The sequence below is a fragment of the Listeria cossartiae subsp. cayugensis genome (assembly GCF_014229095.1).
Lineage (GTDB): Bacteria > Bacillota > Bacilli > Lactobacillales > Listeriaceae > Listeria > Listeria cayugensis.
Map to the genome: position 1 here is coordinate 693,577 of NZ_JAARZC010000001.1, position 14,152 is coordinate 707,728.

The following is a 14,152-nucleotide window of genomic DNA, read 5'->3' on the forward strand; positions in this document are numbered from 1 at the left end:
TTTTTGCATCTTAGTTAGATTAAAATGCATGTTACTAAAATCGGCTTGTAGTTTTTAATGGAGTGTTTATAATAAAAAGAAAAAGGGAGGCAACTAGATGAAATTCCATGTAAAGCAAGATGAAAATTTAGTGGTTGGCGAAGTGAATATATATTGTCATCCCGATAATCTAGCAGAAGTATCCAGCATGGTAGCGGGACTAGAAGAGCCAACGGAAAAAATCTCCGTTAAAAAAGATAGCGCCACCTATTTGCTAGAGCCAAATACGATTTTATATTTTGAAGCAGTGGAAAGTAAAATCTTTGTTTATACGGAACAAGACGTCTATGAAATCCATTGGAAACTATATGAATTGGAAGAAAAATTCAAAGATAGTTCCTTTTTCAGGTGCTCGAAATCGATGATATTAAATATCGATGCGATTGAAAAAATTGCCCCTAGTTTTAATGGGAAATTTGAAGCGAACCTTTTTAATAATGAAAAAGTGATTATTTCCAGACAATACGCCAAAGTCTTAAAGCAGAAATTAAACATGGGAGGGAAGCGCAAATGACTAAAAAACTAATTCAATTTATTCAATCTATGTGTATTATTTTCACGGCCTCGATGATAACGATGATTTGTTCTTATGTCGCGACAGGACAAACAGAATTAATGGCCATTCAAGACGTTTTTATCATGTTAGGATTTAGTATCGTAACGACTTTTATTCAGCAATTACTTTTTAATCATTCGATAAAGACGAAACGAACTTTTTACATCCGCTTGCTTGTGTTTTTCCTTTTTATAGGCGCGACGATTTTAGGGCTAGGGTGGTTGTTTGATTGGTATGATACAATTGCTGGATTTATGATTATCTTTGGGTTAATTTGTGTGACTTTTCTTGTGATGCATGCTTTTTTCAGTTACCGCGATGCGAAATTTAGTAATGAAATTAATCAAAAATTAGCAGAAATGCGAGAAAGGGAGACAAAATGATAAAACTGACGAATGTAGTTAAAACGTTTGGTAAAGTCGAAGCAGTCAAGGGCATTAATTTAGAAGTAGAGAAAGGGGCCTTGTTTGCTTTTCTCGGTGAAAATGGTGCGGGGAAATCGACCACGCTGAGCATGATTTGTACAGAAAGCGAACCCACTTCGGGAGAAATTTTTATTGATGATGAACAGTTGACTTTCAAAAATCGTAAAGCGTTTAGGCAGAAATTGGGGGTTGTTTTTCAGGATAATGTGTTGGATGATTTACTGACGGTGCGGGAAAATTTATACAATCGCGCGAGTTTGTATGGGAAAACAAAAGCTGAAATTACCGAACGCCTAGAACTTGTTTCTTCTATGATGGGGATTGAGGATATTTTGAATCGGCGGTTTGAAAAATTATCTGGCGGGCAAAAACGTCGGGCGGAAATTGCTCGAGCGATTATGCATGATCCAGAAATCTTGCTACTAGATGAGCCAACAACCGGGCTGGATCCGAAAACGAGAGTCAGTGTCTGGAAAATTATTGATTATTTGCGCGAAGAATTGGGCATGACGGTATTTTTGACGACTCATTATTTAGAAGAAGCGAAGGACGCGGACCAGTTAGCGGTCATTCATAAAGGTAAAATTATTGCGGAAGGCACGCCAGCGAGTATTAGAAGTCGTTTTTCTGTGGATAAAATTTTCTTTTATGAACCTAAGCTAGCGGAACTGCAAGCAATTATCGAGGAACTAGGTTTGCCGTTTAAAGTAACGAAGGGATTGATGCGCGTGGATGTCATAAAGGAAGATGTCGGAATTTTGGCTATTTTAAACCGAACAGCGGGGCTTTACAGTTCATTTGAGGTAATTAAAGGAAATCTGGATGATGCATTTATCTCTCTGATTAAGGAGGATTCTAATGATTAGTCGAAATTTAAAAATCTATTTTCGTGATAAAACGGCTGTATTTATGTCGTTATTGACGATTTTAATTATTATTGGCTTGTATGCGATTTTTCTAGGAAGCAATATGGAGGAGATGTTCAAACAGGCTTCTGGGAAAGCAACGGGGATACAAGAATTAGTGAATACGTGGGTGATTGCCGGGATTTTGGCGATAACACCGGTCACTGTTTCGCTCGCGGTTTTTTCTTTAAAAGTGCATGATGAGGAGGAGAGCATTGCAAGAAGTTTTGCGATAACACCGGCTTCGAGATGGCGTATCGTTATAAGTTATATTGTCAGCGGGCTGGTGGCTTCGTTTCTGCTTTCTGTGATAACCCTTTTTGTTGGTGAAATGTATATTTGGTTGACAGGTGGAGCTCTTATACCGCTAGAAAGTTGGGCGCGTTTAATCGGAATTATTTTAATTAATGTTCTATGTTGTAGTAGTATTATGTTTTTTATCGCTAGTTTGGTGAAGAAAGCTAGTGCCTTTAGTTCGGTTTCGACGATTGTTGGGACAGTGATTGGCTTTATTGCTGGAATTTATTTGCCAATCGGCTCTCTTCCAGCGGTAGTGCAAACGGTGATGAAATGTTTTCCTTTTACGTACGGTGCGTCAGCTATTCGAGAAATTATGACAAAAGAACCGTTGCAACAAGTTTTTAATGGGAATACTCATGCGATGGATGCGACGAAAGAAATGATTGGGATTACGATTTATTGGGGCGATAAAACGGTCACAACAGGTATGAGCTTACTTATTTTAATCGCCTTTGCAGTCGTGTTTGGCGCATTATCTGTCGTCCTAATGAAACGGCAAACAAAATAATTTTTGAATAAAAAATCAGCCGAAATTCTCCTAGTTATGCTATACTAATGGAATGTGAATGAATCTAGGAGGAAAATAACAATGAGTCAAGATTTGCAAAAAGAAGTTGCTTCACGCAAAACGTTTGCGATTATTTCTCACCCGGATGCTGGGAAAACGACGATTACTGAGCAATTATTATTATTCGGTGGCGTTATCCGTTCAGCTGGGACTGTAAAGGGAAAGAAATCTGGCAAGTTTGCGACAAGTGACTGGATGGAAATTGAAAAACAACGTGGTATCTCGGTAACGAGTTCTGTGATGCAGTTTGATTATAATGGTTCAAGAATTAATATTTTGGATACACCGGGGCACTCGGATTTCAGTGAAGATACGTACCGGACATTGATGGCGGTCGATAGTGCTGTCATGGTTATCGATGCGGCAAAAGGGATTGAGGCCCAAACGTTAAAACTATTCAAAGTTTGTCGAATGCGCGGAATTCCTATTTTTACGTTTATTAATAAAATGGACCGTCAAGGGAAAATGCCTCTTGAACTACTTGCTGAACTAGAAGAGGTTCTTGGTATTGAATCGTATCCAATGAACTGGCCGATTGGTATGGGCAAAGAGCTTGCTGGGCTTTATGACCGTTATCATCGTGTAATTGAGCAATATCGTTCAGAAGAAGATGAGCGTTTCTTACCACTGGGTGAAGATGGTGATTTGAAAGAAGCACATGCTATTCAAAAATCACTTTATTACGATCAAGCCTTGGAAGAAATTATGTTGCTAGATGAAGCTGGTAATGACTTTAGCCGCGAACGTATTATTGCGGGCGAGCAAACACCAGTATTTTTCGGAAGTGCCTTAACAAACTTTGGCGTAGAAACTTTCTTACGTACATTTGTTGATTTTGCACCGGCTCCTTCCAGTCATGAATCGAATGAAGGTGTGATTGAAGCAGATAATCCGAAGTTTTCCGGCTTTATCTTCAAAATTCAAGCTAATATGAACCCTGCCCACCGTGATCGGATTGCTTTTATTCGAATTTGTTCAGGTGAATTTGAACGCGGTATGAACGTTACGTTGACGCGAACAGGGAAAAGTATGAAACTTGCGAACTCGACGCAGTTTATGGCAGATGACCGGGAAACGGTTAATCGTGCGGTTGCTGGTGATATTATCGGTTTATACGACACGGGAAATTATCAAATTGGTGATACGATTACTAATGGAAGTAAAAAACTCGAATTTGAAAAACTTCCGCAGTTTACACCAGAATTGTTTATGCGTGTTTATGCGAAAAACGTGATGAAACAAAAGCATTTCCATAAAGGCGTAGAGCAACTCGTGCAAGAAGGTGCGATTCAGTTGTTTAAAACATGGCGCACAGAAGAATACATCATTGGCGCTGTTGGTCAGTTGCAATTTGAAGTATTCGAACACAGAATGCGCGGCGAATATAATTCAGAAATCCGAATGGAGCCAATCGGTAAAAAAATTGCTCGTTGGGTGAAAGAAGAAGACGCGGACGAAAAACTATCTACAGCAAGAAGCATGCTAGTGAAAGACCGTTTCGACCAACCGTTATTCTTATTCGAAAATGAATTCGCAATCAATTGGTTTAATGATAAAAATCCAGATATCGAATTAACTTCATTACTATAAAAAAAGCAACCTATTTGTATTTTCGCAAATAGGTTGTTTTTTTCTTGACAATTTTTCGAAACGCGCTATAATTAGTTAGAATTCTAATTAATAAGGAGGAATACTCGTGAGAAGAGAGAAGACGATGGATACGTTGATTCGTTCGATTATGATTAAATCCAAACGGAAAATGGACGCAAAAGTTGCTCAATTTGGGCTGACAACACAACAAGCTAGAGTTCTTGGGTTTTTAAATGATAATGCGGCAAATGAAATTATCCAAAAAGATCTTCAGCGAATTTTCCAAACGCGTGGTGCAAGTATTACTAGTTTGATTCAAGGTCTTGAGAAAAAGAAATTGATTTCGCGCAAACCAAGCATTCGAGATGGCCGAGAAAAAGTAGTTACTTTAACTGAGGAAGGCAAGCAGATTGTAGACGAATTTAATGCTTCTTTTCCGCGTGAAGACGATAAAGCGAAGAAAATTCTTTCCGCTGATGAGTATAAAACTTTTATTGATTTACTTAGCAAGATTGACGATAATACCGAATAAAAAAAATTTAACTATATAGTTAGAATTCTAACTAATTTCAAGGGGGAACTAAAATGAAACACTCAGATAATTATTATCTAACTAAAGCAAGCATTCCTAAGGCGATAGCGCATTTATCAATTCCGATGATGCTCGGGATGTCAGTAGGAGTAATTTATAACATCGTTAATGCTTTCTTTATTGGTTTGCTGCATGATACGTCGATGTTAACAGCGGTAACACTTGGTTTGCCGATGTTTACGATTTTAATGGCGATTGGGAATATGTTTGGCGTTGGGGGCGGGACGTATATTTCTCGCTTGCTAGGGAAAGCGGAGGGAACCAAGGCAAAGCAAGTTTCCGCCTTTGTGTTATACGGAAGTTTAGTGTTAGGGATTATTTGCGCGATTTTACTAGGGTTTTTAATTAATCCAGTTACTCATTTTCTAGGGGCAGATGCAACAAGCTTTTTACACACGAAAAATTATACGTTAGCGCTTTTAATTTGTAGCCCGTTTATTATTGCGAATTTTGCTTTAGAACAGGTGGTTCGGGCTGAGGGAGCTTCGCGGGTTTCTATGAACGGAATGATAATTGCTACGGTCGTTAATTTAGTATTTGATCCATTACTTATTTTGTATTTTGATTTTAATGTGGTGGGGGCCGCAGTTTCGGTAGGATTAGCAAGTTTATTTTCGCTGATTTACTATGCTTGGTATTTAGAGAAGAAAAGTGATTATTTATCTATTCGTTTTAAATGGTTTAAAGCGACAAAAGAAATCGGTCAAAATGTCTTTAAAATTGGCGTTTCAGAGCTGCTTTTATCGTTATTTCTCATTGTAACAACGCTCGTTTTAAATCACTATTCGATGCTGTACGGTGAAGGGGTCGTTGCCGGCTTTGGCGTGGCGCTTCGAGTGGTGCAGTTGCCTGAATTCATTTGTATGGGACTTTATATGGGGATTATTCCGCTATTAGCGTATAATTACAGTGCGGGGAATATTGCGCGATTTGAAAAAGCCATTCGGTTTACAGCGATTAGTATTGGGCTTATTGTACTGGCGATTTCGAGTATGGTATTTATTTTCCGTTTCCAAGTGATGCATCTGTTTAGCGACAGTCAAAGTGTGATAACGCTTGGTGTGCATATTATGGTTGCTATGTTGATATCTTCTCTTTTCAGTGGATTTACTGGACTGTTTACGAGTACTTTTCAAGCGATTGGGAAAGCTATTCCAGCGACGATTATGTCAGTCTCACAGGGGATTATTTTTATTCCAGTGATTATTTTAGGACAACATTATTTCGGACTTATGGGTGTGATTTGGTCATTAACAACGACGGAAGTGCTTACATGTTTAATCGGTGTGACACTTTTCACAATCCATAATATTAAAATAGCTAGTAGCGCAAAAACGAAAGACTTAGCCGTTTAAAAAGTTTGTGAGAAAAATTAGTTGACGAGAAGTTCTAAATTATGGTATTATTCTCTAGGTAATCATATATCGTTCTTTGACAAATGTCAGAGGGGAGTAGCGCTGGTTAGTTTTTTAATCAGGATAAAGTCGTCATTACATGATAGAGATATCATCGGTTTTATCACATTTAACTTTAAATGTTAGCGAGACCTTTGCCTTTACGGGCAGGTCTCGCTTTTTTGTTTCTTCAAAATAGGAGATCTTTGACATTTTAATAGAACAAAGGAGGAAAAGAATTAGTGGATACAGCAATGATTTTAGAGTACGGTTGGGTGTTACTTGTCCTAATCGGTCTTGAAGGGATTTTGGCAGCAGATAATGCAGTCGTTATGGCCGTTATGGTCAAGCATCTCCCTGATAAACAACAGAAAAAAGCGTTATTTTACGGATTAATGGGTGCCTTTGTTTTCCGTTTTGGCGCATTATTCTTAATTTCCTTTTTGGCAAACGTTTGGCAAGTTCAAGCGCTTGGTGCCGCATATTTACTTTATATTGCTATTAGTCATATTTGGAAACATGCAAAAGGAAAAGATGGGGAAAAAGAAAAGAAAGAAAAAGCTGGCTCTGGTTTTTGGATGACCGTTCTAAAAGTAGAGATTGCAGATATAGCGTTTGCGATTGATTCCATGCTTGCGGCAGTAGCCCTTGCCATTACTCTTCCAGAAACTGGATGGGGACACATTGGGGGCATTGACACTGGACAATTCGCGATTATGTTCTTAGGTGGACTTGTTGGCCTAATTATTATCCGTTTTGCAGCAACTCAATTTGTTAAATTACTAAAAAGCTATCCAAGTCTCGAAACAGCTGCGTTTTTAATTGTTGGTTGGGTAGGTGTGAAGCTAGTAATTTATACATTAGCACATCCAAGTCTTGGGGTAATTCCACACAGCTTCCCTGAGTCAACGCTTTGGAAATTAATTTTCTGGGGTGTGATGATTCTTATTATTCTATGGGGATGGTTCGTTTCCTATCGCAGTAAGAAAAAAGCTGAAATAACTAAATAAGTTTTAACTGGCCAGAAGTGCATGATTGTACTTCTGGTTTTACATACAACCAGATGCTGAAATCACAATTTTATGATAGAGTAGAAGGATGGTGAATGAGGAATGGATGTTTCTATTTGGGGCGAATATGCGCTAGTTTTCCTTGTTTTAGTAGTACTAGAAGGAATTCTATCAGCAGACAACGCCGTAGTTATGGCAGTCATTGTTAAAGGTCTACCGCACGATAAGCAACGAAAAGCCTTGTTTTATGGGTTAGTTGGGGCTTTTGTTTTCCGTTTTGTGGCATTATTTTTAATTTCATTTTTAGTAAAAATATGGGAAATACAAGCTATCGGCGCGGTTTATTTATTGTACTTAGCAATTAAGCACATGTGGCGCCTTAAAAAAGGCAAGCAAGAAGAAGTCAAAGAAACATCAGAAGCCAAATCAACTTCCTTTTGGGGTGTAGTAGCTCGTGTGGAATTGACGGATATAGCTTTTGCACTGGATTCTATGTTAGCTGCAGCAGCATTAGTAGTTACTTTGCCAGATTTAGGGAATTTTGATATTGGGGGAATGAACGGTGGGCAATTTATCGTGATGTTCCTTGGTGGTATCGCAGGACTTGTCGTAATTCGTTTTGCGGCCACACAAGTGGTTAAATTATTAGAGCGTTACCCTACACTTGAAACAGCAGCGTTTTTAATTGTCGGTTGGGTTGGTGTGAAAATGGCGGTTCTAACGCTAGCACATCCATCTGTAGCAATTATTCCAGAAGATTTTCCAGATTCAGCCGTTTGGAAGCTGACATTCTGGTCGGTTATGATAATAATAGGTTTGGGTGGTTATATCATTGCGAGAAAAAAAGAGAAGAAAACCAAAAGAATTTGAATATGATCAGGAAGTAAAACTACGCAGAAGATTGAAGCTTGTTTTGGCACGTATGACGCCAGTTCAAGTTATAATTGCGTATTATTTTCTGGCGGTGACGATTTCTACTATCGTACTCAGCTTACCGTTTACGTTACAAAAAGGGGTAAAGGTATCGTTTATTGATACACTTTTTACGGCAGCGAGTTCGGTGAGTGTCACTGGTTTAACTACAGTAGATGTAAGTCAGACATATAGTACGGCCGGAATTTGGGTATTAATGGCGATTTTCCAAATTGGCGGACTTGGTGTCATGATGATTAGTACGTTTTTCTACTTAATTTTAAAAAGACGGATTGGCTTGAAACAACGCCAATTAATTATGACGGATACAAATCAGTTTACTATGAGCGGGATGGTGCGGATGCTTCGTGAAATCCTCGTTTTAATTTTTGGTATTGAGCTAATTGGAGCGCTGATTTTAGGGATTTACTTTATTCCGCTCTATCCGAATTTTTGGGATGCGATGTTCCAAGGGTTATACAACTCAGTTTCGCTAGTTACGAATGCAGGCGTTGATATTACAGGTAAATCATTAATGCCATTCGCGAATGATTATTTCGTTCAGTTTATTTCGATTTTATTAATCATTGCTGGAGCGATTGGTTTCCCAGTGTTACTTGAGACACGCCGATTTTTATTTGAGAAAAACACATTGATTCCGTTCCGTTTTTCTTTGTTTGTTAAAGTGACGACGCTGACTTACTTTGTTCTATTGATTGGTGGGGGGCTGCTGATTTGGTTGTTTGAATATCAGCATTTCTTTAGTGGGCAAAGTTGGGACTTCGGATTCTTTAATTCGATGTTCTTATCAGCGACATCACGAAGCGCGGGACTGCAAACGATTGATAGTGGCGCATTATCGGTATCGACGTTACTACTCGTTTCTTTCCTCATGTTCATCGGTGCTTCCCCAAGTTCTGTTGGGGGCGGAATACGAACGACGACATTTGCGATTACGATTTTGTTTATCTATTCGGTTGTTCGTGGTCGGAAGCATGTCTACATTTTTGGACGGGAACTGCATCAGGAAGATGTGCGAAAATCGCTTGCTGTCACGTTAGTAGCAGGGTTCGTAAGTATTTCTTCCATTGTTATTTTAATGCAAACGGAGACGGCCTCGCTCATTGCCGTTATTTTTGAAGTGTTCTCGGCATTTGGTACGACGGGACTTTCGGTAGGCTTAACACCAGATTTATCCACACCAGGTAAATTAATTATTATTGTGTTGATGTTTATCGGTCGGGTAGGGATTATGTACTCGATGCTTAGCTTGCGAAATAAAAACCAACCTAAAAATGCGATTCGTTTACCAAAAGAGAAAATTATTACTGGTTAAAGTGAAAAGCCATTCTGCTAACTACAGAATGGCTTTTTTAGTGCATTAAAAACCCCTTGATCAAAATGACCAAGAGGTTACTCATTAATAATTTGATTTTGGAACTGGTCTTCGGAAAATCCCCATTAATCCAGTTAAAGTGATTAAGATACCTGATACGATCCAAGCCGTTCCGATAACGAAGAAAAGTACGATACCGATAACAACTAAGATAACACCCCAACCACGTGGCGCTGATTTGATTAAGAGGGAAGCAATTAAAGCAACAACCGATGCGATTAATGTAATCCACCCAAGATTTTCTAACTCATTACCTAATTCACCTGGCAAATAAGTAAACGTCTGTATATAATCTGTGACGGAATCTCCATAGTTAATAATCCAAAAGCCAACTAAAATCCCAATGATAGAGCCAATTAATCCGATAATAATTTCTGGTTTTCTTGAACCCATATTAAAACCTCCTTTTTCTAGCTATACGTTTAATAACTTTCCCGTTTTACTAAGCGGCTAAACACATCCCGCAGCATTGATACCCTAAGTTCAATGACCGGTTGCACGAACGTTTTTACCAATCGGCTAGACAACAACACCGTTAAGGCAAAGGTAATGATAAATAGAAGTAAAAATGTCGACGGGCTATATTGAAAGTCAGTCTGGCCACCTTCACGAAAAAATTTAATAAAGAAGCCATGTAACAAATAAACATATAACGTATTTTTACCCCATTTAGTGAAAAATAACCTTTTTCGAGGAATAAAACTGAAGAATGCGGCAATTGAAGCAAAACTAATAAAATACACAAGCGCCCGAATAAATAGACCGAGTGACTTCACTTCTACAAAGTTCGCATAAGGTTTAGAGCCTAAAAACCATTTATCATTTAAATTAGGATGTAGTGTAATAAATGTTAGCAGTAAAATAATGAAAATACCTCCAAGAATGGAAGCAAAATGCGTTTTCAAGAAATAAAAATGCTCTTTCTTCAAAAAATATCCTACTAAGAAAAAAGGGAAAAAAACAAGCGTCCGCGATAAGCTTAGATAACCGCCGATAATATCAAAATACCCAGCGACTAAACCAATAAGAAGCGCAAGGCTCACAGATTTCCACGGCTTGATTTTCGAAAAAACCAATAACATAACATTCCAGAAAAATAAGCTCAGTAAAAACCAAAGCGACCATTCCGGATCTAAAAATTTGATGGAAAGATTGTCTTTACTTAAAAGAAAATAATAAAAAATACTATAAATAAGCTGAAAAAATACGTATGGTAAAATGAGCTTTTTCATCGTCTTTTTTAAATAATCCTGTTTTCCAAACCCTTTGGCAAAAAAGCCGGATATGAGGACGAAAGCGGGCATATGAAATGTGTAAATATAGATATAAAGTACACGGACACCAGCATAATCCGCGATAAATGTTTGGAGAAAATGACCAAATACTACTAAGAAAATCAAAATGAATTTGGCGTTATCGAAATAACTTTCCCGCTTTACGGCGGTTTGTTCCATAGAAAAACAGTCCTTTCTATTCTATGTTGATTGTGCCTTTGTATATTTTACCCTAGCCTCTGTAACGGTTAACCAACAGTTGAGTAACAAAAGGTATCAAATATTAATAGGCGATGACACAGGTTTGCGAATTTTCGAGGGACGTGCTATCTTTAGAACAATAAATTAACGGGGGGCAACGAAGGTATGCTAAAACAAATAAATGCATCACCAGTTGGAGAGCTATTTATAACGATTGAAGAGGAATGGATTACGAGCATTTCGTATGATAAGCCAGATAATTGGGAAGAGCTTGTTGGGACAGCGCACGAGCAAGTACTTTTTCAGAAATTAATTATGCAACTGGACACTTATTTTGAAGGGACGAGAGAAGTGTTTGAATTACCGTTGTTACTAAAAGGGACCGATTTTCAAAAACGAGTCTGGCAAGCATTGAGTGAGATTCCGTATGGCGTCGTTGTCAGTTATAAAGATATTGCGATTGCGGCGGGAAGTCCTAAAGCTGTTCAAGCAGTGGGGCAAGCCAATCGCGCTAATCCAATTCCACTACTTATTCCTTGTCACAGGTGCGTAAAAAGTAACGGGGAACTGGGCGGATATAACGGGGCAGATGTAGATAAAAAGCAATATTTACTTGCATTAGAAAAAGGCTTGAGTTTAAATTAACTCAAGCCTTTTTTATTTACGCTGTTACTTGCTCTGTGATGATGATTTCTTTGTCTTCATTTAGTGTAGCTGTTAAGTTTTTCGCTTCTGGTTGATCGATTAAGCTGTCAGCAATGGCATCTTCCAAGTGTTCTTGGATAGTCCGGCGCAGTGGTCTTGCTCCGAATTTAGGATCATAACCAAGTTCAATCAACTGCTCTTTCACTTCTTTAGAAACATCAATGGTCACACCTTCTTGTGCGAGCATGGCATTTAAGTCAACGAGCATTAAGTCAATAATTTGTACTAAGTCGTCTTTTTCAAGTGATTTAAATTCAATCACGCTATCCAGACGGTTCAAGAATTCAGGTTTGAAGTATGCGCCTAATTTTGCAAGGATATCAGAACCTTTTTCCAGTTTTGTGTCGGCCGTTGTATTAAACCCGACGGAAGCTTCTGTATCTGTCGCACCAGCGTTACTTGTCATAATAATAACCGTATCTTTAAAGCTGACTGTGCGGCCTTGTGAGTCAGTTAGACGACCATCTTCTAAAATTTGTAGGAACATATGTTGAACATCAGGATGTGCTTTTTCGATTTCGTCTAACAAAATGATGCTATACGGATTGCGACGTACTTTTTCTGTTAATTGACCAGCTTCTTCGTGACCAACATAGCCTGGAGGAGAACCGATTAATTTAGAGACGCTGTGTTTTTCCATGAATTCACTCATATCTAAACGAATCATTGCTTCACTAGTACCGAAAAGTTCACGAGCAAGTGTGCGACCAAGCTCTGTTTTTCCGACCCCAGTTGGTCCAACAAATAGGAAGGAGCCAATTGGGCGGTTTTTCGATTTGAGGCCGACGCGGCTACGACGAATTGCTTTGGCAACTTTTTTCACGGCATCTTCTTGACCAATTACTTTACCAGTTAAGTTGCTTTCTAAGTTTTTCATTTTGGATTGTTCGTCTTCTTGTAGACGTCCTACTGGAATGCCAGTTTTTTCCTCAATGATTGCTTGGATGTCAGATGCTTGGATGACTGGGCGTTCTGAGAAGGAATTGCTTGTTTTGTTTTCTTCTAGTCGAGTAATTTCGTCCCGAACTTTGGCTGCTTTTTCGTAGTCTTCCATTTGGAGTGCTTGATTTTTTTCTTCCTCTAAACGAGCAACACGTTCGCTCACAGTGTTTTCGTCTAGTTTTTCAATAGATAGATTGTATTTAGAACCAACTTCATCCATTAAATCAATGGCTTTATCTGGTAAATGGCGGTCTTGGATGTAACGGGAGCTTAGTTCAACCGCTGCTGTTAAAGCTTCTGGTGAATAAACTACTTCGTGGAAATCTTCATATTTTTGTTTTAAGCCATTTAAAATAGTTAGCGTTTCTTTTGTGGATGGTTCATTTACTGTCACTGGTTGGAAACGACGCTCAAGTGCGGCATCTTTTTCGATCGTGCGGTACTCTTTTAGTGTTGTTGCACCAATCATTTGTAAGTCACCACGTGCGAGTGCTGGTTTTAAAATGTTACCAGCATCCATCGAACCTTCTGCGGAACCAGCACCAACGATAGTATGGACTTCATCAATAAAGAGAATGGTATTTTTACGTTCTTGAAGCTCTTTAATTAGTTGTTTCATGCGTTCTTCAAATTGTCCGCGGATACCTGTGCCAGAAACAAGCGAAGCGACATCAAGCAAAATAACTTCTTTGTTTATTAGTTTGCTTGGGACATTTCCTGCGACAATCGCATTTGCAAGTCCTTCGACAACGGCTGTTTTACCAACACCTGGTTCACCAATGAGAACAGGATTATTTTTATTCCGGCGATTCAAAATTTCAATTACACGTTTAATTTCTTTGTCGCGACCGATGACAGGGTCTAATTGATCATTTTTCGCCATATCAGTTAAATTTGTCCCAAATTCATCTAGTAAACTATTTCCGCCTCCACTAGTTTGTGTTTGTACTTGTGGATTTGCTTGGCTTCTTTGTTCACGGTTTGCTTGATTTGCAGCAGCGCCACTTAATTGACGGAAAATATCGTCAAACGGGGAACCGCCAGTACCTGGAAACTCATTTGCTCCAAAATTTGCTTGGTTTCTAACTTCGGCATAACAAGAGGCACAAAGCGGCATTTCTACACGCTTGCCATTAATATTCATATATAGTTGGATTGTTGCTTGATTTTGATTACATTTTTCACAGTTCATCATTAATTTCCTCCTTTTAAAAATGAGAAATGAAAGGTCTTGACTTTGACTATATTTGACCTTATGAATCTATTATATACTGACCTATTTTGACTTTCAAGTATTTTGCTTTACTTTTTTTGCGAAAAAAAACACCCCTATAAAAGGAGTG

14 protein-coding genes and 1 riboswitch are annotated in these 14,152 nt (G+C 38.5%); of the genes, 11 read left to right on the forward strand and 3 right to left on the reverse strand.

Features of this window, described 5'->3' with window-relative positions; all coding sequences use genetic code 11:
- Positions 1-97: 97 nt before the first annotated feature.
- The 10 genes from HCB49_RS03545 to HCB49_RS03590 all read left to right on the forward strand — a co-directional run bounded on the left by HCB49_RS03545 (position 98) and on the right by HCB49_RS03590 (position 9,627).
- Positions 98-553 (forward strand): LytTR family DNA-binding domain-containing protein, encoded by a 456-nt coding sequence (locus HCB49_RS03545; RefSeq protein WP_185604125.1) that lies wholly within the window; start codon positions 98-100, stop codon positions 551-553.
- Positions 550-978 carry a DUF3021 family protein gene (locus HCB49_RS03550; RefSeq protein ID WP_185604126.1) on the forward strand — a complete coding sequence of 143 codons (429 nt, stop codon included), beginning with the start codon at positions 550-552 and terminating at the stop codon, positions 976-978. The genes HCB49_RS03545 and HCB49_RS03550 overlap by 4 nt, the downstream gene beginning before the upstream one ends.
- Positions 975-1,886, forward strand: a complete 912-nt coding sequence (locus tag HCB49_RS03555) for an ABC transporter ATP-binding protein (RefSeq protein WP_185604127.1) — start codon at positions 975-977, stop codon at positions 1,884-1,886. The genes HCB49_RS03550 and HCB49_RS03555 overlap by 4 nt, the downstream gene beginning before the upstream one ends.
- On the forward strand, positions 1,879-2,733 hold the full coding sequence (locus tag HCB49_RS03560; RefSeq protein ID WP_185604128.1) for an ABC transporter permease: 855 nt from the start codon (positions 1,879-1,881) through the stop codon (positions 2,731-2,733). Before HCB49_RS03555 ends, HCB49_RS03560 begins: the two co-directional genes overlap by 8 nt.
- Positions 2,734-2,814: 81 nt before the next feature.
- A complete protein-coding gene (locus tag HCB49_RS03565) occupies positions 2,815-4,383 on the forward strand; it encodes a peptide chain release factor 3 (protein ID WP_014600696.1) in 1,569 nt (522 codons plus the stop codon).
- Positions 4,384-4,489: 106 nt separating this feature from the next.
- Positions 4,490-4,915, forward strand: coding sequence for a MarR family winged helix-turn-helix transcriptional regulator (locus HCB49_RS03570; RefSeq protein ID WP_185604129.1), 426 nt, complete (start codon positions 4,490-4,492; stop codon positions 4,913-4,915).
- 53 nt (positions 4,916-4,968) lie between these two features.
- The gene (locus HCB49_RS03575) at positions 4,969-6,330 is read left to right on the forward strand and encodes an MATE family efflux transporter (protein WP_185604130.1); all 1,362 of its coding nucleotides are present in this window, start codon (positions 4,969-4,971) and stop codon (positions 6,328-6,330) included.
- Positions 6,331-6,409: 79 nt separating this feature from the next.
- Positions 6,410-6,514: riboswitch (yybP-ykoY riboswitch) on the forward strand.
- Between the two features lie 97 nt (positions 6,515-6,611).
- Positions 6,612-7,379, forward strand: coding sequence for a MeeY/MeeF family manganese export membrane protein (locus HCB49_RS03580; RefSeq protein WP_185391048.1), 768 nt, complete (start codon positions 6,612-6,614; stop codon positions 7,377-7,379).
- 102 nt (positions 7,380-7,481) lie between these two features.
- Complete coding sequence (locus HCB49_RS03585) at positions 7,482-8,249, forward strand: MeeY/MeeF family manganese export membrane protein (protein WP_185604131.1); 768 nt, start codon at positions 7,482-7,484, stop codon at positions 8,247-8,249.
- Between the two features lie 43 nt (positions 8,250-8,292).
- Positions 8,293-9,627, forward strand: a complete 1,335-nt coding sequence (locus HCB49_RS03590; RefSeq protein ID WP_185480330.1) for a TrkH family potassium uptake protein — start codon at positions 8,293-8,295, stop codon at positions 9,625-9,627.
- An 84-nt stretch (positions 9,628-9,711) separates the two neighbouring features.
- On the opposite strand, the gene HCB49_RS03595 is transcribed toward HCB49_RS03590, so the two are convergent.
- Positions 9,712-10,080 carry a DUF4064 domain-containing protein gene (locus HCB49_RS03595; RefSeq protein WP_185391049.1) on the reverse strand — a complete coding sequence of 123 codons (369 nt, stop codon included), beginning with the start codon at positions 10,078-10,080 and terminating at the stop codon, positions 9,712-9,714.
- Between the two features lie 29 nt (positions 10,081-10,109).
- Positions 10,110-11,141 (reverse strand): acyltransferase family protein, encoded by a 1,032-nt coding sequence (locus HCB49_RS03600; protein ID WP_185604132.1) that lies wholly within the window; start codon positions 11,139-11,141, stop codon positions 10,110-10,112.
- A 186-nt stretch (positions 11,142-11,327) separates the two neighbouring features.
- Between HCB49_RS03600 and HCB49_RS03605 the strand changes: the two genes are divergently transcribed.
- Positions 11,328-11,807: a methylated-DNA--[protein]-cysteine S-methyltransferase gene (locus HCB49_RS03605; RefSeq protein ID WP_185604133.1), complete on the forward strand. Its 480-nt coding sequence runs from the start codon at positions 11,328-11,330 to the stop codon at positions 11,805-11,807.
- A gap of 16 nt (positions 11,808-11,823) precedes the next feature.
- Here HCB49_RS03605 and HCB49_RS03610 read toward each other — a convergent pair whose 3' ends face one another.
- Positions 11,824-14,001: an ATP-dependent Clp protease ATP-binding subunit gene (locus HCB49_RS03610; protein WP_185604505.1), complete on the reverse strand. Its 2,178-nt coding sequence runs from the start codon at positions 13,999-14,001 to the stop codon at positions 11,824-11,826.
- Positions 14,002-14,152: the final 151 nt, after the last annotated feature.